The 26,547-nt window shown below is 53.7% G+C and carries 18 protein-coding genes; 8 read left to right on the forward strand and 10 right to left on the reverse strand.

Features of this window, described 5'->3' with window-relative positions:
* Positions 1–39: 39 nt before the first annotated feature.
* Entirely contained in the window at positions 40–1,812 is a 1,773-nt protein-coding gene (ilvB, locus tag Pla22_RS09615; protein ID WP_146514418.1) for a biosynthetic-type acetolactate synthase large subunit, read from the reverse strand.
* A gap of 187 nt (positions 1,813–1,999) precedes the next feature.
* Between ilvB and Pla22_RS09620 the strand changes: the two genes are divergently transcribed.
* Together Pla22_RS09620 and Pla22_RS09625 are read left to right on the forward strand one after the other, a co-directional pair.
* Positions 2,000–2,416 carry a fluoride efflux transporter FluC gene (locus Pla22_RS09620; RefSeq protein WP_146514419.1) on the forward strand — a complete coding sequence of 139 codons (417 nt, stop codon included), beginning with the start codon at positions 2,000–2,002 and terminating at the stop codon, positions 2,414–2,416.
* Positions 2,404–5,010, forward strand: coding sequence for a YCF48-related protein (locus tag Pla22_RS09625; RefSeq protein WP_165440582.1), 2,607 nt, complete (start codon positions 2,404–2,406; stop codon positions 5,008–5,010). The genes Pla22_RS09620 and Pla22_RS09625 overlap by 13 nt, the downstream gene beginning before the upstream one ends.
* Here Pla22_RS09625 and Pla22_RS09630 read toward each other — a convergent pair.
* Positions 4,990–5,922 carry an N-acetylglucosamine-6-phosphate deacetylase gene (locus Pla22_RS09630; RefSeq protein ID WP_146514421.1) on the reverse strand — a complete coding sequence of 311 codons (933 nt, stop codon included), beginning with the start codon at positions 5,920–5,922 and terminating at the stop codon, positions 4,990–4,992. The two genes, Pla22_RS09625 and Pla22_RS09630, sit on opposite strands and share 21 nt — an antisense overlap.
* Entirely contained in the window at positions 5,919–6,683 is a 765-nt protein-coding gene (locus Pla22_RS09635) for a glucosamine-6-phosphate deaminase (RefSeq protein ID WP_165440583.1), read from the reverse strand. Before Pla22_RS09635 ends, Pla22_RS09630 begins: the two co-directional genes overlap by 4 nt.
* Positions 6,684–6,802: 119 nt before the next feature.
* Between Pla22_RS09635 and Pla22_RS09640 the strand changes: the two genes are divergently transcribed.
* The gene (locus Pla22_RS09640; RefSeq protein WP_165440584.1) at positions 6,803–8,878 is read left to right on the forward strand and encodes a glucuronyl esterase domain-containing protein; all 2,076 of its coding nucleotides are present in this window, start codon (positions 6,803–6,805) and stop codon (positions 8,876–8,878) included.
* A 72-nt stretch (positions 8,879–8,950) separates the two neighbouring features.
* Positions 8,951–11,977: a PVC-type heme-binding CxxCH protein gene (locus Pla22_RS09645; RefSeq protein WP_146514423.1), complete on the forward strand. Its 3,027-nt coding sequence runs from the start codon at positions 8,951–8,953 to the stop codon at positions 11,975–11,977.
* Positions 11,978–12,065: 88 nt separating this feature from the next.
* Here Pla22_RS09645 and ptsP read toward each other — a convergent pair whose 3' ends face one another.
* Complete coding sequence (gene ptsP / locus Pla22_RS09650) at positions 12,066–14,441, reverse strand: phosphoenolpyruvate--protein phosphotransferase (RefSeq protein ID WP_207310325.1); 2,376 nt, start codon at positions 14,439–14,441, stop codon at positions 12,066–12,068.
* Between the two features lie 550 nt (positions 14,442–14,991).
* Between ptsP and pyk the strand changes: the two genes are divergently transcribed.
* Together pyk and Pla22_RS09660 are read left to right on the forward strand one after the other, a co-directional pair.
* Positions 14,992–16,437 carry a pyruvate kinase gene (gene pyk, locus Pla22_RS09655; RefSeq protein ID WP_146514424.1) on the forward strand — a complete coding sequence of 482 codons (1,446 nt, stop codon included), beginning with the start codon at positions 14,992–14,994 and terminating at the stop codon, positions 16,435–16,437.
* Positions 16,438–16,508: 71 nt separating this feature from the next.
* Entirely contained in the window at positions 16,509–17,294 is a 786-nt protein-coding gene (locus tag Pla22_RS09660; RefSeq protein ID WP_146514425.1) for a DUF1444 family protein, read from the forward strand.
* A gap of 190 nt (positions 17,295–17,484) precedes the next feature.
* Here Pla22_RS09660 and mtnA read toward each other — a convergent pair whose 3' ends face one another.
* The 4 genes from mtnA to Pla22_RS09680 all read right to left on the reverse strand — a co-directional run bounded on the left by mtnA (position 17,485) and on the right by Pla22_RS09680 (position 21,541).
* On the reverse strand, positions 17,485–18,546 hold the full coding sequence (mtnA, locus tag Pla22_RS09665) for an S-methyl-5-thioribose-1-phosphate isomerase (RefSeq protein ID WP_146514426.1): 1,062 nt from the start codon (positions 18,544–18,546) through the stop codon (positions 17,485–17,487).
* Positions 18,547–18,558: 12 nt separating this feature from the next.
* A complete protein-coding gene (locus Pla22_RS09670; RefSeq protein ID WP_146514427.1) occupies positions 18,559–19,455 on the reverse strand; it encodes a dihydrodipicolinate synthase family protein in 897 nt (298 codons plus the stop codon).
* A gap of 214 nt (positions 19,456–19,669) precedes the next feature.
* On the reverse strand, positions 19,670–20,689 hold the full coding sequence (locus Pla22_RS09675) for a glutamine synthetase beta-grasp domain-containing protein (protein ID WP_146514428.1): 1,020 nt from the start codon (positions 20,687–20,689) through the stop codon (positions 19,670–19,672).
* Positions 20,690–21,040: 351 nt separating this feature from the next.
* Positions 21,041–21,541: a DoxX family protein gene (locus tag Pla22_RS09680; RefSeq protein ID WP_207310326.1), complete on the reverse strand. Its 501-nt coding sequence runs from the start codon at positions 21,539–21,541 to the stop codon at positions 21,041–21,043.
* Between the two features lie 97 nt (positions 21,542–21,638).
* Between Pla22_RS09680 and Pla22_RS09685 the strand changes: the two genes are divergently transcribed.
* Complete coding sequence (locus Pla22_RS09685) at positions 21,639–22,358, forward strand: family 16 glycoside hydrolase (protein ID WP_146514429.1); 720 nt, start codon at positions 21,639–21,641, stop codon at positions 22,356–22,358.
* Positions 22,359–22,544: 186 nt separating this feature from the next.
* Here the strand turns inward: Pla22_RS09685 and Pla22_RS09690 are convergent, their stop codons facing one another.
* Both Pla22_RS09690 and Pla22_RS09695 read right to left on the reverse strand, forming a co-directional pair.
* Entirely contained in the window at positions 22,545–22,922 is a 378-nt protein-coding gene (locus Pla22_RS09690) for a hypothetical protein (protein WP_146514430.1), read from the reverse strand.
* A gap of 114 nt (positions 22,923–23,036) precedes the next feature.
* Entirely contained in the window at positions 23,037–23,585 is a 549-nt protein-coding gene (locus tag Pla22_RS09695) for a hypothetical protein (RefSeq protein WP_242631904.1), read from the reverse strand.
* A gap of 517 nt (positions 23,586–24,102) precedes the next feature.
* On the opposite strand from Pla22_RS09695, the gene Pla22_RS09700 reads away from it, so the two are divergent.
* Positions 24,103–26,544, forward strand: coding sequence for a DNA gyrase/topoisomerase IV subunit A (locus Pla22_RS09700; RefSeq protein WP_146514431.1), 2,442 nt, complete (start codon positions 24,103–24,105; stop codon positions 26,542–26,544).
* Positions 26,545–26,547 lie beyond the last annotated feature (3 nt).

Genomic DNA, 26,547 nt, shown 5'->3' on the forward strand with positions numbered 1-26,547 from the left:
CGCTTTGCTTGTTGGGGTTGGGTTAGACGCTAAGCCAACCTAGCTCAAAATCATGTCGTCGCAGGTCATGCCACCGGGGATCATGGGCAACACGTGTTCTTGGTACGGCACTTGGACGTCGAGCAAGTAAGGTCCCTTGTGGGCGATCATTTCGCGGATCGCACCTTCGAGGTCTTTCTTCTCTCGAATCGTTGCGGCACCGCAACCATAACCCTTCGCGATTTGGACAAAGTCAGGATAGCGATCTTCGGCGTATTGAAAACGATCCGCGTCGCTCTTGCCTTTAGCTTCTTCGTGGTGGATTGGGCCGAGGTAAGTATGGGCGCGGTTGCGATCCATGAATCGGTCTTCCCACTGAACCACCATGCCAAGGTGTTGGTTGTTGAGCAAGAACACCTTGACGGGTAGTTCTTCACAGAAGCACGTCGCAAGTTCTTGGACGTTCATTTGGAAGCTACCATCACCATCGATGTCGATCACCAACGAGTTCGGGAGCGCCGCTTGCACACCCATCGCGGCTGGCAAGCCGAAGCCCATCGTTCCTAAGCCGCTGCTACTCAGGAACGTGCGAGGACGGCGGAACTTGAAGAACTGTGCCGCCCACATTTGGTGTTGTCCCACGCCAACGCTGACGTAGGTGTCCATGTCTGCGGTGATGTCCGACAACGTCTTGATTGCATGCTGCTGCAGGATGCCGTCAAACTTGTCGTCGTACTGCAGCGGGTATTTCGCCTTCAACTCGGTACAGTGCTGACGCCACTCGTTGATTTCTGGCTTCTGAACGACCTTGTTCAATTCCGTCAAAACCGGCTTCACATCGCCACGGACGGGAATGTGCGCAGTCTTGTTCTTGTTGAGCTCTGATGCATCGATATCGACGTGAATGATCTTGGCGTCTTTAGCAAACGCTTCCACCTTACCGGTGACTCGGTCATCGAAACGAACACCCAGTGCGATTAGCAGGTCACAATCGCGAACGGCATAGTTGGCGTATGCGGCACCGTGCATCCCGAGCCAATCAAGGGAGAACTCACTTTCCGGTGAAACGGCTCCGATGCCCATGATGGTGGTGACGGTTGGGATACCAGTCTTATTGATGAATTCACGAAGCTCTTCGCTCGCACCGCCCAAGATCACTCCGCCACCGGCATAGATCACGGGACGTCGCGCGAGTTTGATCGCAGCGGCGATTTGGCGAATGGTTTCGGTCGGCGCAGTCGGTGGAACAGGGTCATAGCCCGGTAAATCCATCGGCGGATCCATATCAATGTCAGTCAGGTCGCCCAATTGAATGTCTTTAGGCATGTCGATCAGGACGGGGCCAGGCCGACCGCTTTGCGCGATGTGGAAGGCTTCCTTCATGATCCGCGGTAGATCGCTGAGCTTGGTGACCAAGTAATGGTGCTTGGTGATGCCACGGCAGACTTCGACCATGGGCGTTTCTTGGAACGCGTCACTGCCGATTGCAGCGGTGGGGACCTGTCCCGTGATGCAGATCATCGGAATCGAATCCAATTTCGCGTCGGCGATAGCGGTGACCAAATTGGTGGCACCTGGACCGCTGGTGGCCATCACGACACCGACCTTGCCGGTGGATCGCGCGTAGCCTTGAGCGGCAAATGCGCCACCCTGTTCGTGACGAGGCAGGATGGTTCGCAGCGAATCACCAAACCGAGTAAGGGCTTGGTGCATTGGCATGCTGCATCCGCCAGGATAGGCAAACAGTACTTCGACGCCGTGCTCGACCAAGGATTTGACCAAAATGTCGGCACCATTCATCACGCGCGTTTCGGTAGCAGCTTTCGTACTCATTTGCTCTTCGGGTTATGGGAAAAAGCGGAAATAGGAGGTGGGGAAATCGCCAATTCGATCGGCCAATCAAACCGGATGGCGGAAAACGCCAAAAACTGACATTGTCGTGGCGAGCGAAAACCCCGAATTTACTTGCCAACGTAAGTTCGAGCCGTATTTTAGGCAATGGTTAAAACTGTACACACCCATGACAACTTGGCTCAATTTGATCGCGATTGCCTCTGGAGGGGCCCTGGGCTCGGTTTGTCGGTACATTGTGACGATTGCAGCGGCTGCGTTTCCGGGCGGTTCGACCATGTTGGGCACCACGGTAGCCAACATTCTAGGTTGTGCCGCCATAGGTGCCTTTGCCTCATTTCTGGAGGTCCGCCACGCTGGATTGGAGCCGACTAGTGGTCAATGGTTCCCTGAACCAGCTCGCTTGGCCATTCAGGTAGGCTTTTTAGGCGGTTTCACGACGTTTTCAACGTTTGTAGCCGAGAAGAACATGCTTTTTCAAGGAGGACGCATAGGTCACGCGTTCCTGTATTTGGCGGCCAACCTTTTGTTGGGGTGGTTAGTGCTGGTATTGGCTGCGGGATGGGTGAAATCATGGATGAGCTGAAAAAGACAATTGTCATCATCGCCGTGTTGGCTTGCGGGTGTTGGGTCATGGGACCGGCATCAGCGGTCGATCCTGTTTCATTTCCGGGCTATTCCGCCTGTGATGCGATGCGAGAAGACTCTTCACTGCACGCAGTCGATTTTGTGACACCCGAGCAAGGATTGGCAGTCGGAGATCGCGGATTGATCTTGGCGACGGGTGACGCGGGACAAACTTGGACGCTCGCACCATCGCCGGTCGAGTGCACGCTTGAGGATGTCGTTTGGCTCAGCACGAAACAAGCAATCGCGGTGGGTGGGGGCTACGATCCCATCACTCGCATCAGTCGTGGTACTGTCTTGCGGACTAACAATGGCGGAGCGACGTGGCAATCGATTCCTCGGCTAGACCTTCCCAAGTTGCGTCACATCGAAAAACAGGACGACGGTTCGTTACTAGCGGTTGGCGATTGGTCGCATGGTTCGCTGTCTTCAAAGTTCCAAAGTCACGATCGCGGTCTCAATTGGCAAGACGCTAATCGCGGTTCGCCTCGCAAGGTGGAAATGTCGCTCGCGAAAGACACCAGTGACGATTTGGCACGTTGGAACGCACTCACTCGGTCGTCATCCCCTATCCGCGATGCTTGCCGAGTAGACGCAACAACGCTTTGTGCCGTTGGGGATCATGGAACGATTCTTCTTAGCCGAGATAACGGCCAAGTTTGGAAACCAGTTCGAGGCGAAGATCGTCACGCGGCGATTCTGTTTATCAGTAGCACTGCTGATCAAGTCCCTTGGTCGATCGTGGGCAGTGAAGCTCTGCAGTGGCGAAACCGAGTGGCGGTCCTATTGGCCGACGAACATTGGTCCGCCGCACCGCCAGATGAAGAAGTGAGCCCTCGAGAGCTTGCTCATCAAACGGCCATCATGCTAGGTGCCAGCGGTGTGGACGTGATGACGCCGGAAGGTTCGTCATCGATAGAGATTGAAGCTTCCCGTTGGATCGCGATTCATCGACCTGATGTTGTCGTGATAGATGAAAGTCTTCCGCAGGATGTGAATGATGCATTCTTTACCGCAGCGACCGGCGCGGGCGTCTATCGTGTTTTGAAAACGTCGTGGGGACAACGCGGCGCGGCAATGCTGCATCGTAATGCGATCCTAACTCAAGTTGGCGCGACGGCTTCCGATTTGACGAGCGATGCTTTTCAATGGATTGATCCCATGAACAGGCATGGTCGATTCGATGAGGATCGCTCCGTAATTTTAAGTCGAGTCTACGAGTCTGGTTCGGCATCAATTGGTGGAGGTGGCCAAACAATTGCACATGGACTGCCACGTAGCCAAGGGGCGCGACTCATCGCACCCGCGCGCGTAGCATCCCGGCATCGGTTGCAAACCATTCAAGCAAGGTTGCGACAATCCAACTACCTTCTCGGCCACATTGAAAAGGTTCGCGATGAGAACCGATTTAAAGAAATGCTAGGCATGCTCCTCGACCAAACAGCGAAAGAGGATCAGCTTCGCATGGCGTGGTCTGTGTTTTTGCATGCAGAAGACTCTCCTGCAGTTGAGTCCATCGCATTGGCTTGTCTTACTGAACGATTTGGAAAGCTTTCTGTCTCGCGTTGGGCCGAAAAGCGATTGGAGATCACCAGTCGAAGCGCTGAAATGTCAAAGCTGGCGTCGATGAGTCTGATTGCAAAAGCGATCGACACATCGGACGCAACATCATCGAATTCCGTCGTCGTTTCACCCTTTCAAAATCTTGACGCTCCATCCCCAGCGTTCCAACAAGCTTCGGCAGTGATCCCCGCGCAATTCAATGGATCCGAAGTAGTGCAGGCGCAAGCATTCGAAAACAAAACAAACACGAGCGGCGTCGCGGATGTCGATTTGCAATTCAACTTTCATCCCGCGATTCTGCTTAGCGGGACCCATCGCAAACGGGATGACACTGCGGTACCGATTCGCTTGGGTGTCGCTGCGGCGGCTCGTGAACCCGCATCGGCTGAACGACAACGCATTATGCAAAATGGAACGCCTCGTTGGGCGGAACTGCTTCGTGGCAGCATCAACAAGCAAGTGATCGCGGCGCAAACATCGATTCGTCCTCGGCTCGACGGCATTCTCGACGATGATTGCTGGGCCAACGAAAAGGTGAGTGTCAACGGCATCGGCGTGTTTGCATCGTACGATCGGGACTATGTTTACCTCGCTTTGGGATGCCAGTCCGACAGCTTGGGGCCGGACCCTCAGCCGCAAACCGCTCACGCTCGCGACCAACCGCTCGCAGCAGTCGATCGTATCCGGGTTCGCCTCGACACGGATCGAGACCTATGGACTTCCCACGAACTAGAATTCACCGATGCCGGGCGAACCCGAGATACCATCAACGGAAACTCAGCTTGGCAGCCCACGTGGTACGTTGCATCGCATCGGGAAGGGAACGTTCTGGTTTTCGAAGTCGCAATCAAGCGTCAAGATTTGAAATCGGATCCGATCCGCCGTGAAGAGAGCTGGTACCTGTCGACGGATGTATTGGCGGCCCATCAAGATTCCGTTTCGCTGATGTTCCCCGACCCCAACGAATGGCTACAGGTTACCTTTGAATAGGTCGAAGGCATTGGACCGAGTCCATTTTGCGATCTGTTGATCGGTAGCACCAACTCGCGATTTTAGGATCTCAATCATTTTCGGCATCGTCGTAGCGCAGCCAGCAAAGTGATTGTCGCGAGTTCCATCAGCTGTCATTGCCCACGCGGCGCCGTCGGAATCGACGATGACCGATTGGCCGGAGAGCGAATGAATGCCGGGGCCCTGGCCGGCTGCACTGATCGCGTCGGTGGTGATGATAACATGATCATCTGGCACGCATCGCAGGTAGTTCTTCAATGCATAGTCCGGAACATGGTGTCCGTCCGCGATGAACGAAATCGTCAAACGATCGGCTAGCGAAAGGACCCGTTGGATGATGTTGTCATGTCGATTCATCAAAGCGGGGCATCCGTTTCCCAAGTGAGTGAACATTCGCAAGCCACAATCAATCCCGCATCGAAGTTGATCAAGGGTTGCATCGCAATGGCCCGCAGCAATCACGATGTTGTTGTCCGACAAAAACTTAGTGGTCGCTCCGTTGGGATCGTGTTCGGGCGCGAGGGTCAACATGCGGACCCAGCCATCGCCCGAATCCAGCAACCGCTTGGCCGTTTCCACCGTAGCGGGGATCACCGCGTTTCGAGGATGAGCACCCACGTAACCATCATCGGAGTTGATGAACGGACCTTCGACATGGATTCCAGCGATCGTCTTCGCAATTTCGGTATCGCCGCCAATGAACTGGGCAAGCCGACTGATCTTTGACGTCATCGCCCCAACCGAATCGGTAATCACGGTCGCCAGGATTCTATCCACTCCGTCGCGCCGCAGTCGCCTGCACGCGGCTATTACCTGCTCGATGTTCAGATCGGCCGCGTTGAAATCTACTCCCGCGTATCCGTTGACTTGCACGTCAATGCAGCCACTCATGACACCGCTTCGGCGGACTGCCGGGTAGCAAGGTCAAGTCGGCTAGCTGCAGTTTCGTCGACGATCAATGTGGCGTCGTTGTGCTGGCGAAGGATACTGGCGGGAACCATAGAGGATATTTCACCCTGGACCGTGTCGGCGACTGCCTTGGCTTTTCTTTCATCAGGGACACTGCAGAAAATAGTTTCCGCCTTCATGATCTGCTTGATTGACATTGTGATCGCTTGCGTTGGCACGTCGTCGAGAGTGGCGAACCATCCTTCACCCACCTGTTGTTGACGGCAAGCCTCATCGAGTTCCACCACTAAGTACGGGGCATCGGTGTCAAAGTCCGCGGGTGGATCGTTGAAAGCGAGGTGTCCATTTTCACCAATGCCCACAAGCGCCAAGTCGATTTTGGTTTGAGTGATCAATTCGCTTGTCTTGGAGATCACTTCTTGGATGTCGCCGTCTCCTTGAAGGTAGTGAAAAGCGTTCAAAGGTACTTTGTTAACAAAACGCTCTTTCAAATAGCGGCAAAACGAAGCGGGGTGTTCAATTGACAATCCAACGTACTCATCAAGATGGAAGCCGGTCACCTTAGACCAATCAATCCCCGGTTGCTTTGCCAATTCGCTGAGTACTTCGAACTGTGAGGAACCGGTTGCGATAACGATATTGGCGTGTCCCTGGTCAGCAATTTTCTGAATCAGTTGTTCTGCGGCCTGGGTGGCCACCCAGCGGCCCATCGCTTGTCTATCCTGAGTAACAATAATACGCATCTATCTTTCGCAATCTATAGTTTTAAAGGTACGCCACGATGATTCGGTTTTCATGGATCGTTTGTTTCGCCATCGTAGCAAACTCAATCGTATTTGAGTTTTGCTTTGAACGAACTGTCATGGCCCAAGTACTCATTGCTGAAAATGACGCCGACAAGGATCAAGCGTCCGCTGCAACCAAAGTACTAGGTGCGGGCGAGTTGCCGCGTGATGCGAGACTGAAGGATGCAAAGACACTCGACGATCATTTTCCAATGCAAGTGCCCGACAATGCTGGGCAATGGCAAACGCGAAGCGAGCAGTTGCGTCGTCGTGTGCTTGTAGCCACGGGGTTGTGGCCGATGCCCGAGAAAACGCCGCTCAACGCGGTGGTTCATACGAAAATCCAACGTGATGGTTTTTCGGTCGAAAAGGTCTATTTCGAAAGCCTGCCCGGTCATTTTGTAACGGGACTGTTGTTTCGACCTGATCCCGATCGTGTTCAGGATGTTGAAGCGGGAACTGATAGTTCGGACAGCCCTCGATATCCTGGTGTACTTTGTCCGCATGGTCACGGCGGACGAAACCAAGCGTACAGTGATGCGGAACTGAAATCGCAACTGGAAATCGGCGCGGAACATTTTCCGGAATCCGGTCGAATGCCAAAGCTAGCGCGTTGCGCAACGCTGGCACGAATGGGCTGTGTCACGTTCATTTTCGATATGCTCGGCTACGGCGACTCGAATCAAATCTCGTTTGAGGTCGCTCACCGCCACGCCAAAGCTCGGCCGGAAGAGTCGATACGTACGCCAGGACGCTGGGTGATGTACAGTGCCGATGCGGATCTAAGGTTGCAGTCGTTGATGGGATTGCAAACCTGGAACCTCGTTCGAGCGTTCGACTTCTTGGCTTCGTTGCCCGACGTAGACGCCGACCGTTTGGCTGTGACCGGTGGCAGTGGAGGCGGAACACAATCCATCCTGCTAGGAGCGATTGATGATCGAGTGAAGGTGACGTTCCCCAACGGCATGGTGTCAACTTCGATGCAAGGTGGGTGTTACTGCGAGAATTGCAATTACCTTCGCGTGGGAACCGGTAACGTTGAATTGGCCGCCCTGGTCGCACCTAAGCCAATGGCGATGACCGCCGCTGATGATTGGACCAAAGACATGATGACCGATGGTTATCCAGAGCTTCGCCATCTGTACGCAATGATCGGCGACGAGGCGGACGTCTATTGCCGGCCAATGTTGCACTTTAAACACAACTACAACTACGTCACTCGGGCAACGATGTACCAGTGGATGAACAAACACCTCGAACTAGGTTTGGGCGAACCGGTGGTGGAACAGGACTACGTGCCGCTTACCGAGACCGAGTTGGTGGTGTGGGATACGGATCATCCGGCGCCCAAGCAAAGTGGTGTCGAACACGAACAGCAGGTGTGTCAGTGGTTTGACACTCAAACGGCCAAGGCAATAGCATCTCTTGATGCGCAAGAGCGACGCGATGCATTGGGCCAAGCTTGGTCAATTATCTTCGATGTTTCCATTCCCGCGATGGTGACATACGAACGTGTAGGTTCAGGCCTTCATGAAGGAATGGAAATCGAACGTGGGTTGTTGCGAGACGAGATCGGCGAAGTTGAGATTCCTCTGTTGACGCTACGTTCGCCCGAGGCCAAGGGGAATCGCGTCATGATTTGGACGGCCAAAGAAGGCAAGGCACATTCCTTGTCACATGCAGAATCCCGGGATCGGATTGAGTCGGCGATACGCGATGGATTTACGGTGCTGGTTCCCGATGTGCTGGGGCAAGGCGAGTTCACGTCGGATGGTCACGCTTGGTCGAAACAACGGCTCGTCGACGACGATCGTCAATACAGCGCGTTTTCGTACGCCTATAATCGGCCACTCGCGGTCGAGAGATGCGGCGACTTGCTTAGGGTGGTCGCTCATGCCGAGCAAAATCATCATGCCGACCAGGGTGAACTGGTCTTATCGAGTTCCGGGGATTCGATTGCTTGGTCCGCCGCCGCAGCAGCGATTGCGGGTGAAAGGGTAGATGATTTTCAGATCGACGGTGCTGAATTTCGCTACGAGCACGTCAATGACTATTCCGATCCCATGTTCGTTCCCGGCAGCGTCAAGTATGGCGATGTCGATACTTTGTTAGAGCTTCGCTCACCTCACAAGATTACACGTATCGAAAATTAGTTAGCCCTCGAGGCACTGGTTATCATAGTTCGATCGTCTTGGTTTCTATTGTTCTTTCGGCTCGGAGCCTTCATGCGTTTTTCGCTCGCTTTTAGTTTGTCTTGGTTGTTGGCTAGCGTTTGCTTTGCGGACTTTCCTGAGCTGTTTAACACCGAACCGGAATCGGAGAAGTCGCTCATGCCCGCTGACGAAGCGGCTGCCAAGATGAGTGTCCCCGAAGGATTTCGCGTCACGGCGTTTGCTGGGGAACCGGATGTGCAAAACCCCATTGATGCGGCTTGGGATTCGCGTGGACGATTGTGGGTCGCCGAGAACTACACGTACGCCGAACGCGACCAACGATTTCAACTCGATTTGCGAGACCGCATCGTGATCTTCGGCGGCACCGATCAGGATCAATTCACCGAGCGAACGGTGTTCACGGATGACGTCCAAATGCTAACTAGTGTGGAGGTCGGGCGTGGCGGTGTTTGGTTGATGTGCCCGCCGCAGTTGATCTTTATTCCGGATGCGGATCACGACGATGTGCCTGATAACGAAGGCGAAGTCGTACTTGATGGCTTTAAGGTTGCCGATCAGAACTACCACAACTTTGCCAATGGGCTTCGCTTTGGTCCGGATGGTTGGCTGTATGGACGCTGCGGAGGTTCTTGCCCCGGGCGAATCGGGCGACCCGGAACGGCTGACGAAGATCGCTTAGCTATCGAAGGCGGAATGTGGCGATACCACCCCGACACTCAAGCTGTGGAGGTGCTAACGACCGGGACGACCAACCCATGGGGGCACGACTGGAACGACGTAGGCGAAGCGTTTTTCGTCAACACTGTTAACGGCCATTTGTGGCATATGATCCCAGGAGCTCACTTCACTCGCCCATTTACACTTGACCCGAACGGTAAGACATACGAGCTAATTGACTTCCATGCTGATCACTGGCACTTCGATACCGGGCAAGCTTGGAACATGTCACGTGACGGCGTCGCCAACTCTTACGGCGGTGGCCATGCGCATAGTGGTACCATGATCTATCAGGGCGGTACGTGGCCAAGTCAATATCGTGGCAGGCTATTCACGTTGAACTTTCACGGTCGACGTGCCAATCAAGAAATTCTTGAACGAGACGGAAGCGGTTACGTTGCCCACCATGGTAAAGACACGTTCTTAGCGGCGGACCCATGGTTTCGCGGGATGGAAATAACTAGCGGTCCCGATGGCAATGCCTTCATTCTTGATTGGAGTGATGCGGGTGAATGTCACGAGCACACGGGAGTCCATCGAACGAGTGGTCGCATCTTTAAGGTCAGTCACGGTAGCAAGATTGCGGCAAAGCCAGACCTGAAAACTTGGTCATCGTTGGATCTAGCCAAAACCGTTACCGACGAAAACGTCTGGTACCGTCGTCAGGCAAAGATTGAACTTGCCTCTCGAAGGGCGGATGGACAGGACATGTCCGGTGTTGCCGCGTTCTTGACCGACACCTTGCTGACTGCTCCGGACGCAGCCACCGAAGTGCAGGCTCAATTGATGTTGCACATCATTGGGAAGCTCAACTGGGGCATGAACTACAAGAGTGAGTACGCCAGAGCGACTGAGATTCGATTGGCCGCCGAGGTCTTTCCAATTGATGACGCGTTTGGTCCGGACTGGAAACAAAACCGTCCGTCGAACCAGACGCAAGACGAACTTGAAACGTTGCTGACGCTGATAACCAGTGCCGTTGAAGCGGCGGACTCGCCTTTTGTCGACCTAACGATCGCGTCATGCCTGCAACGGTTGCCGGTCGAAAAGCGAGCGTCGATCGCTAAACTGCTATCCAGTCACAATGTGGCAAATGATGATCACAACTTGCCGCTGATGATCTGGTACGGACTGATCCCGGTTGCGCAGACGTCGCCTGAGCAGTTAGTCGATGTTGCCAAGACTTGCCAATACACCACGACGCTACGTTTGATTGCTCGCGCGTTGGCTGAAAAGATTGACTCGGATCCAGAGCCAATCAGCGCTTTGCTCGAGTATGCCGCGAAAAAGAATGACGAGTCTTACCAGCATGCTGTGTTGGCCGGAGTTGCTCAAGGTCTCAAAGGCCGTCGTCAAGCGCCTCGTCCTCAGTCATGGGATTCCGTCGTAACGATCACGACCCCGTCATTGCAGCCTGTCGTTCGCGAACTGAGTGTTGTGTTTGGTGACGGGCGGGCGATGGATGAGCTGACGGATATTGTCACGGGAAAGGTGGATGCTGACTTCGAAATGCGTCACGCCGCATTGGAGACCCTGATTCAGTCCGACGCAAAGAACCTTCGCGGTATTTGCATGAATCTGCTTGGGGATGCTCGTATGAACGTGATGGCCGCTCGGGGTTTGTCGAAGTTCGATGATCCCGAGATTGGAAAGACGATTGTTGATCGCTACCAAAGATTTCGAGCCCCTCAACGTCCCAAGGTGATGTCAATCCTGGTGTCTCGAAAGTCGTTCGCGTTGCCCATGCTCGATGCGATTGCGAAAGGAAAGATTCAGCGAAAGGACCTTTCGGCGTATCAAGTCCGCCAACTTCACGGCTTCAATGACCCCGAGCTCTCAGAGCGAGTGCGGGAGGTGTGGGGCGAGGTGCGAGATGCGCCTGAAGCAATGGCCAAGCAAATCGAAAAACTTAAAAGTGTGCTAACGGACGATTACTTGGCCGAGGCGGACAAGTCACATGGTCGATCGGTATTCGCGAAGTCTTGCCAAAATTGCCACAAGCTCTACGGTGAAGGGCAAAAGATCGGACCTGATCTGACCGGTGCCAATCGCGGCAACTTGGACTACCTGCTTGATAACATTGTGTCACCTAGCAGCGTCGTCGACAAAGATTTTCGAATGACGTTGTTGTTGCTCGACGATGGTCGGGTGGTCAGCGGTTTGGTCACGAGCGAAAACGACAACGCGGTCACGATTCAGACAGCGACGGAGTTGATCACGCTTGACAAGGAACTTGTTGTGCAGCGAAAGGTCACGGACAAGTCACCGATGCCGGATGGGTTGTTGGATCAATTGACAGAAACCGACATCCGAGATTTGATCGGATACTTGAAGCACCCTAGCCAAGTTTCGATGCCCTGATTGAAACTCTGTCATTGTCGACGGAAGAAGTTCGAACATCACCTTCGGCAAACCACGGGTGCTAGGCGTTTCCTATTCGCAATGATCCTTAAATCGCACCGAGAGTTTTTTCGGTCAGTGCCTTGATCTCGGCCGTCGTAGAACACTTCAAGCAGTCCTTTGCGAGTTTCTTGAGTTTCTTCGCCGACTGTTCAACCAGCATTGCTTTGAGCGAAAGGATCAACGGCGACGACACCGAGAATTCTCGCAAACCGAGTCCGACCAAAATTCCCAGGCTGCGGGGGTCGCCGACCATCTCGCCGCAGATGCTAACCGGTATCTTGTGTCGTTGAGCGACATCCACAACGGTCGCGATTGCTTTTAAGACTGCGGGATGAAGCGACTGGTAATAGTTGCTTATCTTTGTGTTGCCGCGATCAGCGGCCAGCAGGTATTGGACTAAGTCATTGGTTCCAAGCGAAAAGAAATCAACTTCTCTAGCGAACAAATCCGCCATGATTACCGAGGAAGGCGTTTCGATCATCATCCCGATGGGCACGTCGGGGATGTCCCAACCTTCCTGGGTCAACGACTTCCTTGCCTCATTGACGATCGACTTGGCTTGAACAATCTCGTCGATGTTCGTGACCATAGGGAACATCAACTTGACGTTACCGTGAGTGGCGGCCATCAAGATCGCTTCGATTTGGGTGCGGAAGATGTCGAGATTGTCGAGCGACACGCGAATGCTTCGCCAACCCAAGAACGGGTTGTCCTCGCGCGGCGTGTCGAAGTACGACAACGGTTTGTCACCACCGATGTCGAGTGTTCGAATGGTGACTTCGTAGTTGCGGAAACCTTCGACGACGTGTCGGTAAATCTCGTATTGGGCCTCGCGATCAGGAAAGCTGGACTGGGCCATGTACGGCAACTCAGTTCGATAAAGTCCAACGCCTTCAGCACCGTTGCGCACCGCAATTTCAACATCGCTTCGTAGTCCGATGTTCGCTCGCAAGGTCACGGTCAAGCCATCGGTCGTCGTGGCGGGTTGGTCGACGTAGCGTTGCAGTGATTCGACGCGGCTCTTGGCTTCCTTTACCAAACGAGCGTACTCGCGTCGAAGCGTCTTAGACGGTTCGATATGCAAGGTCTTGGTAGGCGCGTCCAAGATCACCAAGCAACCTGGTTCGACGTGGGCTACCACATCTGCGGCACCAATGATGGTGGGGATCCCGAGCGACTTTGCCACGATCACGGCGTGTGAATTGGAGTCGCCTTTTTCCAGAACAATGCCTTGCACTCGATCAAGGTCCATGACCGCGATTTCCGAGGCGTGCAGCTCATGAGCCACCACGATTCCGGAATACGCAAGGTGCAGATGGTCGCCGGGGTTTTTGCCGCATAGGTGGGCAAGCAACCGACGACCTACATCTTCGACATCGGCACTTCGCGCCCGCAAATAGGGATCAGCAATCTCGCGAAAGGTTCGTACATAATCAGAGACAACCTGTTTGACCGCCGATATCGCTCCAAAGCCATCGTGAATTAGTGCTTTGATTTTGTCGACGAAAACGCGGTCCTGAAGGATCATCAAGTGAGAATGGAAGATCGCGGCATCACGCTCGTCTAAGCGTTCAGCGATTTTTTTCTCGAGATAGAGCGTTTGAATTCTAGCGGCCGCGAAGGCTTCGTTAAGTTTTTCAATCTCGGCGACGGAATCGGTGGTGGCTTCGTCAACAATCTCGGCGACGCCCATCGCTCCATCAATGACATGAGCCGGGCCGATCACGACTCCACCGAAGCTTTGTTCCCCGCGAACTAGCGTCACGTGTGTTTGTTCGGGCGATTCGAGCGTACGTTGAGTAATAGGTGTGCGGGGCGGCGCTAGCGCCAGTTGGTTCAGCAGTCGTGCGTTAGCAACCACGGACGACAATTGAAACGCGATCGTGCTGAGCGTGCTGATTTCTACCGCGTCAAATACTCGTGGCGCAATTGTTTGAATCGCCATGACACCCAGTAGGTTTCCACGATCGAAGACGGGAATGCCTAGAAACGAATGGTAGATTTCTTCATCTGAATCAACGATGAAGCAGTACCGTTCGTCGAGTTGCGGTTCGGTCACATTGACGACCGAGCAAGTCTTGGCGGTGTGCCCTACCAAGCCCTGCCCAACTTTCAATTGGGTTTGCCCCACTGCTTTGGATGATAATCCCACCGTGGCGCTCAAAGAAAGTTGGTCGCCCTCGCACAGGTAAATCGTGCAAACCTCGGTTCGCATGCGCGAAGCGACAAGAGCAACAATGTTCTGCAGAGTCTCGTTGAGGTCGTGCGACTGGAGGATCAGGTGGCTGATGTCCTCAAGCGTCGAGAGGCCTAGTTGTTCATTGGACGGTTTGGCGGGCCGAAGAGACATCGAAGAATCAAGTGGCCTTTCGTTTGCGAAAGAATCGCTAGCGTCGGCAGTGCCGAGTTCGCAAGATGACATGAGTTGAATTTCCGTGGGACCGACACATCGTCCCCTCAGTATGGAAGTGGGTACGAGTACGAGCGGTCACCGATGCAATCAATGTACCGCAATCGACCTGGAACTGCTTTATGGGGGCCGTTAATTGACACCTTAAGGCGTCTTGATCTCACATAAACGTGCCTTTTGTTGTGACTTTTTGCTTACTTCACATAACCGTCCTGGCGAACCAATGCTCGCCAAGCGGACGAATTCAACGATAGATTTCGCGGGTTGGTACCTGTTCTTTGCCTCGAAATCCTGCAGTTCGCCAGCGGTAGATGCGTAAAGCTTGGGCAATCTTTCTTGCTAGGCAGAGCAGGTCTGACCTTAAATGGGAAAAGTTTGCGACCTTATCGGGCTTCTGAACGGGGATTTTCAACCTCGCAGCCATTGGATTTGATTTGCAGCAGTCGCGTGGCCCAATTGTCGCTACGCTATCGGCGTTTGAACAACAAAATGACGCTTTGGCGAGCGTGGTTGTTTGGGTCTTACTACGTCGAGTCACCTGTTAGTTTTGGTCTTTCCTTTCATGCCCAACTTATCTGCTCACTATCGACACACCAAAATCATCGCAACACTCGGACCGGCTACGTCCTCGGATGAAAAGCTCATCGAGCTTATTCAAGCGGGCGTGGACGTGGTGCGACTCAACATGGCTCACGGTTCACCCGAGTGGGTAATCGAAATCGTTGCAACGATTCGGCGCATCTCGAACCAAATTAATCGCCAAGTTGCGGTGATGATGGATGTGAAGGGGCCGGAAATTCGAACCGGACTCGTCGAGCACCCGATTGAACTTAAGAAGGGTGATCAGTTGATGTTGGTCACCAAGAATGCGCAGTCGATGGAAGGTAGCTCTATCCCCGTCGTTGACGTCAACTACGAAGGGTTTCCGGACGCCGTGGAAATTGGCGCCACGGTTCTTGTCGATAGCGGTTTGATGCGATGGAAAGTCGTGAGCAAAACAGACAGTTCTGTAACTTGCGAAGTCAGGACTAACGGAACGCTCTCGTCGCGTCGACACATCAACTTGCCCGGTGTTCATGTTGACTTGCCAGCACTGACCGAAAAGGATCAAGTCGATTTGCGAGCGGGAGTCGAAGCGGGCATCGACTTCGTGGCATTGTCATTCGTCCGTCGCGCCGAGGACATTCATCAACTTCGCCGATTTTTAGCTGCTGAAGATTCTGATGCAAGGATCATTGCGAAAATCGAAGAGCAAGCGGGCGTTCGCAATATGGCAGAAATCATCAAAGCGTCTGACGCAGTGATGGTCGCTCGCGGTGACTTGGGCATCGAGATTGACCTGCCCAAATTGCCGCTCGTTCAAACCCAGCTAGTGAAAGCGTGCCAGGCTGAAGGAAAGCCTGTGATCATCGCAACGCATTTGTTGGAGTCGATGATCGAGTCGCCGATTCCGACTCGCGCCGAAATTTCAGACGTCTGCAATGCCGTTCGCGAGCAAGCCGACGCAGTCATGTTATCGGGCGAAACAACGACGGGCGACTATCCCATCGAATCGGTCGACACACTGGTAAGCATCATTCAAGAGATTGAACCTAGTGTTAGTGCTGAGCTTAACGACGATATTGAGTTGCACGAACCCAAATCAAAAATGCTGCGTGCGGCGGCAATGTTGGCCCAAGACTTGGCATCGGAAGACGGAAAGCAATCTGGGATCGTTGTGTTTACACGTAGCGGATTTCTGGCCTATGTCCTCGGGGCGCTTCGTCCGCGTGGAGTCCCCATTTTTGCGTTCACCGATGTCGAATCCACGTTCCGTCAAACTCTCTTGCCATGGGGTGTGGAGCCATTCTTGATCAACTTTTCGGATGACCCCGAGAAAACGATCGCGGATGCGATGAACACGCTCAGGCAAAAAGGGTGGGTCAGTTCTGGCACGTGGCTGGTGGTGATTACCAACGCGTTAGCTCATCAAGAAGTAATCGACACGATGCAACTTCGTCGCGTTTGAGTTTCTTCCCTCGTTCATGCTTGATTCGGTACAATTGCAACATATTGCACGCCATTGCCGAAAGTATGAACATGGACATTGATGCCTTCACTCGCCGCGTCTTGGATTCGCTTAAGAAATCATTCCCGGACCGTCTCTTTACTCTCGGTGAAGAACTGGGGTTGATCCATAGTGGCGAGATGCAATTTGGGATGGCGAACTTGTACGCGCAGTACCAGCAGTCGCCGATCGCGGATGATGAATTTGATGGCATGATCAAGGCGAAGTTCGCGGCCATCTTTCAAATGGTCGAATCGAACTTGAATCCCATTCCTGATGCTTGGGGAGACGCTCGCGATCGCCTGAGATTGCAATTAGTCAGTACCCGCGTGTCGACTTTGGGGCATGCTGTCACGTTTCCCTTTGCCGATGATGTGACGTCAAGCGTTGTGATCGATTCGCCTGATGGGTACGCCTATGTGCGGCCTGAAGATGCAGAGCGTTGGCAACAGACAAGTGTTGACTTGATCGAGGTTGCGAAGGCCAATCTTGTGAAAGCGTCGGAGCAATTGGAAGTCTCTTTGGTTCCCGGTGGAGTCAAGTTGCTGGTCATCCAAACCGGCGACGGTTATGACGCAGCCAGGATTCTGTTGCCAGAAGTGCGGAAAATCTTGCTCGATGAACTCGATGATGAGGATGTAGGCACCGTTTACGCGGGTGTCCCCAATCGAGACTTTTTGATCGCTTGGTCAATGGACACTCCCGACGAAATTCACCAACAACTATGCAGCACTGTCGCAGCGGATGCCAATCGGCAATCGCACCCTTTGTCTAAGCACGTCTTTCGTTTGTCGGAAGAAGTGATCGTGCCAGTATGATTGATCGTGCAGTGTGATTGATCAACTCGCAGCACCCGGGTCACGGCGTTCGTTGTTCGTTGTTCGTTGTTCGTTGTTCGTTGTTCGCGAATTGATACCTCAATCACATGCGGTGTTTCTGAAGTCGGAACGCAGCTTTGTGAATTTGGCTCAGGAAAGATATTCGCGAGCGGTTGTGTCGTAAGCGACCTTAACCAACGTAACTTGTTGGCTGGGAAGGACCGCCAATCATCGCGTGAACGCTTGCCGAGTTGGGATTTTCGATGATGCCTTTTTCGGTGACGATTGCGGCAATCAGTTCTGCAGGAGTGACGTCAAACGCTGGGTTCAATACATCCGCTGCCTCGGGCACGATGGTGACGCCATGAGGACATGAGACTTCTTCGCGAGGTCGCTGTTCTATCGGAATCAAGTCACCGCTAGCGAGTTTCAAATCGAACGTGCTGGACGGTGCGACCACATAGAACGGCACATCGTGATATTTCGCCAACACGGCCAGCGGATAAGTGCCGATCTTGTTGGCCGCGTCTCCGTTTGCGGCCACTCGATCCGCTCCGACAATGACCGCGCCAATTTTGCCGGATCGCAGCAGGCTTCCTGCCATTGAATCGGTCAACACCGTGACGGGAACGCCCGCTTGGGCCAGTTCCCATGCAGTCAGACGAGCTCCTTGAAGCAGCGGCCGTGTTTCATCGGCGAAGACTTCTATTGAATGGCCCTGTTCATGTAGGTGGTAAATCGGCGCTAGTGCCGTACCCCACATCGAAGTCGCCAAGCCGCCCGCATTGCAATGCGTAAGCACAGCATGGCAATCGTTCAATAGCGTTGCCCCGTGCCGACCCATCGCCTTGCACATTTGTCGATCTTCATCATGAATCGCGATCGCTTCGTTGAGCAAAGCCGTTGGCAATTGCGTGTCGTCCTTGGTGGCTTCGATGACATCCTTCATCCGATCGAGCGCCCAAAAGAGATTAACGGCCGTGGGGCGGCTGGTGGCTAGGTGGTCAGCCGCTTGCAAGTAAGCTTGGCGTGACGGACTGCTATTCGCGTTTCGAGCTAAGCAGACGCCGTAGGCTGCCGCGATGCCGATGGCGGGAGCACCGCGTACGACGAGGCGGTAGATTGCATCGTGAGCCTGGTCCACCGTTTCGCAAACCAGCGTGGTGAGTTCACCCGGTAGCTTGGTTTGGTCGATCAGCGAAAGCTTTCCGTCTTGGAAGGCCAACGTTTCGGGCGTGTGGTTGGATTTCATGGCGGCAATGTCCTAGTTTTCGATGGATGCGATAATCGCAGCCACGATGGTCCGCTCTGGTTCGAGGAAATGATTGAAGGGTTCAGCGAGAACGTCGCTGCAAATTCCGCGAATCGACAGGGCACTCTTGGTGGCTTTGATATGTCGACTAGCGTACTTGCCCACGTCATAGATCAACTGCAAACGCTCGACTTGTAATTGCAATTCATCGCGACGTGCTTCATCGTTTTCAATCGCCGCTTGATACAACTTGGTGAACAGCGAAGGGAAGATATTCGCGCCACCATTGACGCCGCCATCGCCGCCCACGGCAATCGCCCGAGTGAGCAAGTGCTCGGGACCGATGAAGATCGACCAATCGGGGCGTTTGGTCTTGAGCGTAATCAGTTGCTCGAAGTAGTCGAAATCACCACTGCTGTCCTTGACGCCAATGATGCGGTCATTGTCCGCCAACTGGTTCAATGTTTCGAGTTCGAACCGGACTTTGGTAAGGCTGGGGATGTTGTAGACCATCATTGGCAGTGGCATCGACTCGCAAACATGATCGACGTATCGCCGCAGTTCGGTTTGCCCCGCGGGAAAATAATAGGGCGTGGTCAGTACTGTTGCGTCGGCCCCTGCGTCCGCGGCGGCGCGAGAGAGGTGCATCGTTTCGACGTAGGAAGGGTCTGTGACGCCAACCAATACACAAACGCGACCTCCGACTTGCCGACATACGAGCTCAATGAATTCTCGTCGTAGTCGATGGCTCAAGCTGGGGGCTTCACCGGTAGTCCCCAGAATGAAAATGCCATGGACACCGCCGGCAATCACATGTTCGATCAACCGCTCGGTGCCGGCAACATCAATGATGTCGTCTTCGAGCAATGGGGTGACCAGCGGTGGAATGATTCCGTGAAGTTTTTGCATGCGGCAAGCGTAACGGGTGGGATAGCAGGCACGCTAGTCGCCCGGCGTCGCACCGTGGTTCTGAGATTCGGCTTAGTTTAGGCTTGCCCAGTTTAGGCTTGGGCGGCTGACCCAACATGTCGGTGCCGACCTGCGGCCATAAAAAAACTTGGCTAATGCTCGTTAGAGCACCAGCCAAGTTTCAATAGTTTATCTAAATATCAGTCGACCAGCGTTAGGCAGGGACGGCTGCACTCTTGACGGTCTTGATGATCTCGGCGGCCACCTTGTAAGGGTCCGCGTTGGATGCAGGACGACGATCTTCGAGCCAACCCTTCCAGCCGTGCTCGACGGTGAAGATTGGAATACGAATCGAAGCACCGCGGTCGGAAACACCGTAGCTGAATTCGTCGATCGATTGGGTTTCGTGCTTACCGGTCAAGCGTTGCTCGTTGTCAGCACCATACACGTCGATGTGTTCCTTGATACGGGGTTGGAAGGCTTGGCAAATCGCGTCGTAAACTTCCTTCGATCCACAGGTTCGCAGAGTCGTGTTGGAGAAGTTGGCGTGCATGCCGCTGCCGTTCCAGTCGCCTTTAACGGGCTTACAGTGATAGTCGATCTTCAGACCGTACTTTTCACCAATTCGCTCGAGCAAGTACCGGGCGACCCAAATTTGGTCACCAGCTTCTTTAGCGCCCTTCGCAAAAATCTGGAATTCCCATTGGCCCATCATCACTTCGGCGTTGATGCCTTCGACATTCAGGCCACACTCAAGGCAAAGGTCGAAGTGTTCTTCGACCATGTCGCGGGCAACAGCATTGGCGGCGCCAACACTGCAGTAGTAGGGTCCCTGAGGTGCGGGATAACCGCTAATTGGGAAGCCAACTGGCTTTCCGGTTTCGATATCTTGAAGCACGTACTCTTGTTCAAAGCCGAACCAGAAATCGTTGTCATCGTCTTCGATCGTAGAACGACCGTTGCTCTCGTGAGGCGTTTTGTCGGCATTTAATACCTCGCACATCACCAGGAAACCGGTACCCAGACGAGCTGGGTCGGGGCAGCAGTAGACAGGCTTGAGCAACAGGTCGCTGCTTCCACCAGCGGCTTGTTCGGTGGATGAACCGTCGAAGCACCACATGTCAGCGTCTTCAACTTTGCCGCTGAAATCGTCAACAACTTTGGTCTTGCTACGTAGACTCTGAGTGGGCTTGTAGCCGTCGAGCCAGATGTATTCCAACTTGCATTTGGTCATGGAATTGATTCCCCCTTAAGAAATCAGAAAAAAGTGACCTGGCGCGCTTCGCAACCAACAGGGATGCAAGCGATCCGCCTCATAAAATTTCGCGCGTCCTACACAACACAATGGTTCTACCTACCACTCGGTTCTGAACTGAGAGGTTACAAACGCTGTTGAAACGCCCGCCACTTTCATCCCAGAAGACTTGACGTTACTTCCTGTTCCGCCAATACCCTTAAAATAGCCGAAAATCGAGCGGAAGGAAGTCGTAACCCCGGCACTTGGTCGTTCCTAACGGACAAACTAAGTTTGTGGCCTGGGAAATCCCAACCGATTCCTTTAGGGGAGTCGATGTCGGCACTAGTTTTATTCCAGTAGGCCGTGACCACGTTTCAAGGCAAACCGACCTGGTCCAAGCAGCGCGATTGCCACCGCTCCGAACAAGTACAACCCGGCTAATTCTACAGCCCAACCCCCGTGATCGCCCAGCGAAAACAGGTCACCGGCGTGAGCCAAATAGATCGCGACGACCATGTTGAAGGCGAATATCAAGGCCGAAATACGTGTGAACACTCCCAGGGCCATCAGGATCGGGACGACGATCTCGCCCACGTACACGCCGTAAGCTATGAATGTTGGAAGCCCTTTGCCTTCGAGCATTCCCTCGATTCCGCCAACGCCAGACTTCAGTTTCGCTAGGCCATGCAAAAGCATTAACCCGCCGATCGTCACGCGGAGCACTAATTTGCCCAGGTCATCCGTGACCGATGTGGGTTCGTGGCGATTCTCGTCTGATTTCTTGCTGCTAAACATGCCTGACATGGTGGCGATCTCGAATCGTAGGACGTTAAGGATGGAAGCGGACATTCGCGGCCGACGCAACATTCTACCGCTTGAGTGAGCGTACAATATGGCCATTCTCTTTCCGCATCCGCCAAACGAACTCTCCCTCAGAAAACCAATGATGAACCGCACTTCGATTTTCTTACTCTGCACCGCGATCCTTTGTCCTGCGTCTTCATTGGTGTGGGCGGATGCCCAGGGAACGGTTCTGCTGCAGGACGATTTCAACCGCGAAGAAAGCAATCCTGAGAAAGAAGACGTTGGCGGTGGTTGGACCACCAATAGCAAAGCCCGGGCGAAGGGGAACAAGCAAGTCGACTTGGTGGACGGTGCGGTCCACATCACCATGCACGAGGACGCCGATCATGGCGTTTCATTGGTGCACGACGTAGCGTTCCAAGATGCAACCATCACCTGTCGGTTCAAAATCGGAAAGAAGAACGACGTTGGTTTCAACATCGCCGATATGAAAGAAAAGTCCGTCCACGCAGGGCACATTTGCATGGCGCGAATCAAGCCAGGGATGTTGCAAATCAGCGACTTGAAAACGGGCAACATGAACCAAGAAATCTATGAAGCTCGCAAGGCCGGAACAATCACCGCCGAGCAAAAGCAAATGGCCAAGTCAAAAAACAAGAACTTCAAAATCAAGTTGGCGACGGATCAATGGCATGACTTGAGCATCGCGATCTTAGGCGACACGATGACGGTCAAAATTGATGGCGAAGAAGTTGGTGAGTTTTCCTCACCCGGCATCGCTCACCCCACAAAGAGCCGCTTAAGGATTGCCGTCAACAGCGATGCCTGGGTCGACGACCTCAAGATCGTCAGCGGCATTTAACCCCAGTAACGGGCACGTAGAATTAGTACGGGCACCTAGAAACAGTGCGCACTTAGAAACAGTGCGGGCACCTAGAAACGGCGTCGCCTAGAGAAAAGGTTTTCTCGCCGGTTGATCTCCGGTCCTATAACCAGCGGATCACACCGGCTAGTCAAGTTGCCAGGCCAGATTTCCTAGCCACGTTGACTACCAAGGGCCACGAACGTAGTTGTAACCGAATTGGTCGGTGTGGCTGGGCCAAGGCGGTGTTGGTCGATAGGCACCGGTGGGGCCAACGCCTGGCGAGTTTGCACTGCGTCCGAATTGGTGATGCACAGGGTACATCAGGTTCTGACTGACGCCCCAAGACAACGTTTGACGCATGTGAGCGGTTGGTGGAACCACGATCGCAAGCGGTTGTGCGTACTGTTGGTGGTAGTAGCCACTGTGCCAGGGTCGGTCCATCGAAAAGTTATGTGCCCACACCTGCGTCATGGCGTAAGGGTCGCCCGCATCGGTGCGTTCGTTTGCGATCAACGTCGAAGCTACGACGACACTAAACAGAATTAAGGTGCGGGCTAACATGGTTAAGGTCCAATATCAAAAGTTGAACAAGTGGCAACGGTTCGGCGTTTCGGTTAAGTCGGTAATCGAGTGGTTCGACCGCGACGACTAAGCTGACCACCAAGGAAGTTGGGACTATCGAGGAAGTCGCAAGTAGTTCCAGTACAGGTTACTTGCTGCTTGTCGAACTGGTGGGCTGTAATAAATGGCCCGGGTGCGGTTCATGCCACGTCCGTTGTCGTAGTAGCGATGGTAGCGGTTCTTGTGCCAGTACAGCATTTCTTCGGGGTTGAAAGGCTGGTAGGTCGAAAAAGTGTGTCCGACGTTTGGCGGTACCGGCAATGGCGAAACGTACATCTGGGCATTCGACGTGTTGACGTTGCCCTGGGTGTAGTAATTGTAGAACAGGTCGGGTTGGCCATAGGAGCGACCGATCATCGAACCTGTTCCGCCACAGTCGCCGCTAGCGCAGCCGGAGCTTCCGCTAATTTCTACGCCGGCGGACTCGGCAGACATGTCGCCCACGTAAGAGCTTCCGGTGTCGAGAACGGAATCACTGATGACCTGTTCGCCAACAATGAATCCTTGATCGAGGACATCTTGACCCTCGGCGGTCGCGGCTGCTGCAGCCATCAGTAGGCCGGCGGCGATGAAAAAGGGTCGATAGAAGCTGCGTTTTTTCATACTCCGGTTCCTCCGTGAACCCAGCCCCTAGGGGCTTACCGTCGGGAACCACTCGCGAAATTTGCGGGTGAGCCGAGGGTGGACGCGGCCGTCTCCGGCCATGGTTGTTCGAAATACGGCACTCGCGATCATTTCCTTCGATCGCGCCCGCACCGTGGTTGCTAGTTCCTTCGGTGTGATTGGATGCCCAGGATCAATTTTGAGCAATTCGCCGCAAGTACCTCCCCGATCAGAGGTTTCGCTTTTTCGGGTTCGACCGCTATAACCCGCCTTCGAGACTGTGATGCGAACAAATTTCGCAGCTCGCATAGTCTGCCCAAACGGAATAAACTTCCGCCCATTCAGACATGCAATATTGATCCAAGATCATTGAACATGCTTTAAGACGGCTCCGGCGGCGTGATCGGCGGGAATTGGCGACCTTCCCTGGCTCGACTGGGGACCTGCAAAGGTTCGTCACTTCGACAATTTTAAGACCTGTATTCAGCTTTCCAAATTCACAAAGGACAACCAGAGCGTGGCTAAGCGGCGTAAAAGCAACAAGAAAGATAGCTCCGGAAAAAGCAGCGACTCGGATTCACTGTTTTCAGGACTCGACCCAGCCCTGATCGGCATTCCGTTGCGCCAAGCCGCTCAAGAAAAGTATCTCAACTACTCGTTGTCGGTGATCACTAGCCGAGCCCTGCCGGACGTTCGTGACGGACTCAAACCGGTGCAGCGACGGATTCTGTACACGATGAACCAGCAGGGTTTGTCGGCAACCGCGAAGCATCGAAAATGTGCCAAGGTCGTCGGCGACGTGATGGGTAATTACCACCCGCACGGCGACTCGTCGATCTACGAAGCGCTCGTACGAATGTCGCAGAACTTTTCGTTGCGCATGCCTTTGGTTGACGGCAGCGGTAACTTCGGCAGCATTGACGGCGATAACGCCGCCGCCATGCGTTACACCGAATGTCGCATGTCGCCGGTGGCGGCTGAAATCTTGGCTGACCTCGCTACTCGTACCGTTGCGTTCAAAGCCAACTATGACGGTAGTCGCGAAGAGCCCGTTGTATTGCCATCACGCGTACCCAACCTGCTGGTCAATGGCGCGACCGGCATCGCCGTCGGAATGGCAACCAACATTCCGCCACACAACCTCAAGGAAGTTTGCCTAGCACTATTGAAGTTGTTGCGAGATCCCGAGGTCAAAGACTATCAGCTTGTTGCCAACGACGCCGTGCAGGGACCCGACTTTCCGACCGGCGGTCAAATTACGAACACCAAGGAAGAACTTCGCGAGATCTACGCCACGGGCACGGGAACCATCAAGCTTCGCGGCACGCACAAGATGGTCAAAGCACCCAACGGCAATCGCGTTTTGCAAATCGTTTCGATTCCATTCGGTGTTAATAAAGCCACGATGTGCGAGCGCATTGGCGAGCTAGTTTTCGGCGGCAAGTTGCCGTTGGTCACCGAAGTGCGAGATCTTTCGACTGACGAAATTCGAGTCGACCTGCTGCTGAAAAAGGATGCTGATGAGAACAAGGTTCTCGCGTTCCTGTACAAGAACACACAGCTTCAGAATAATTTTAACGTCAACTTGACGTGTCTAGTGCCGACCGAAAATCCAGAAGTCGGCGCGCCGAATCGTTTGAGCCTAAAGGAAATTCTGTGGCACTTTTTACACTTCCGACTCGACGTCCTGACTCGTCGATTGGAAAACGAATTAGCCAGCCTTGAACGTCGGATTCACATCCTCAACGGTTTCGCACTGATCTTCGATGCGCTTGACGAAATCATTCGCATCATTCGCCGCAGCGACGGTAAACCCGACGCGGCCAAAAAGATCATGGCAAAGTTTCCCGCCGACGCGAAGGGAAACGGTCTCGACGAGGAACAAACCGACGCGATCTTGGAATTGAAACTGTATCGGCTCGCACGACTCGAAATTAACTTGATTCTTGACGAACTCAAAGCCAAAGAAAAACGAGCTCGTGATATTCGCAAACTGCTTAACGAAGACACGAAGGACACCAACGCATCAGGCCGTTGGAAAATCATTCGTGAAGAGATCGAAACGCTCGTTAACGATTATGGCAAAGACGAAGCTGGCAAGCGGCGTTCGATTATTGATACCGTTGAAGAGCAAGAGTACACCGCCGAAGACTTTATCGTGGCCGAAGATTGCCACGTGATGGTGACAAGAGACGGTTGGATCAAGCGGCAAAAACAGATCGCGGATCCATCCAAGAGTCGCCTGCGTCAGGGAGATTCGGTGCTCGCCTGCGTTGCGGGCAGCACGCGAGAAACGATCGGATTATTTTCGTCCTTGGGTGTTTGCTACACCGTTCGGATGGCCGACATTCCGGCATCGACTGGTTTCGGCGAACCCATTCAAAAGCTTTTTAAGATGAAAGACGGCGAGAAGATCATCGCCGTGATGTCATTCGATCCACGTGTGATCGGTGACGTCAAGGAAGATCCTAAGAAGCCGGATCTTTGTCCCGAGGCTCATGGGTTGGCGGCAACTTCCAACGGGTTCGCATTGCGATTTGGCTTGGAATCTTTCGTCGAAGCCTCGACACGAAGCGGTCGTCGTTACGCACGCGTTAGCGGTGATGCTCGTGTGATTGATGTCGTTTCGATTCACGGTAGCGAAACGATCCTGGCGATCTCACGTGATTGTCGGGCGATGGTGTGTTCGGCCGAAGAGATCAACTACTTGTCTGGACCTGGCAAAGGCGTGACGCTTATTCGTTTGGCCAAGGGAGACGAGTTGTTGGGATTCAAAGCCAGCACGGGCGATCGCGATTTGTTGCTGGTGAAGACAAATCGTGGCGCCGAGAAAACGATTTCGACCGTCAAGTATCGCGTCACGTCGCGCGGCGGACGTGGGAACGAGATTCAAAAGAACGGTAAGATCGCTGAAATCGTTTTGCCACCGGTCGAAGCACCATCGGAATTGCCGAGCTAAATG

The sequence above is a fragment of the Rubripirellula amarantea genome, assembly GCF_007859865.1.
GTDB classification, from domain to species: domain Bacteria; phylum Planctomycetota; class Planctomycetia; order Pirellulales; family Pirellulaceae; genus Rubripirellula; species Rubripirellula amarantea.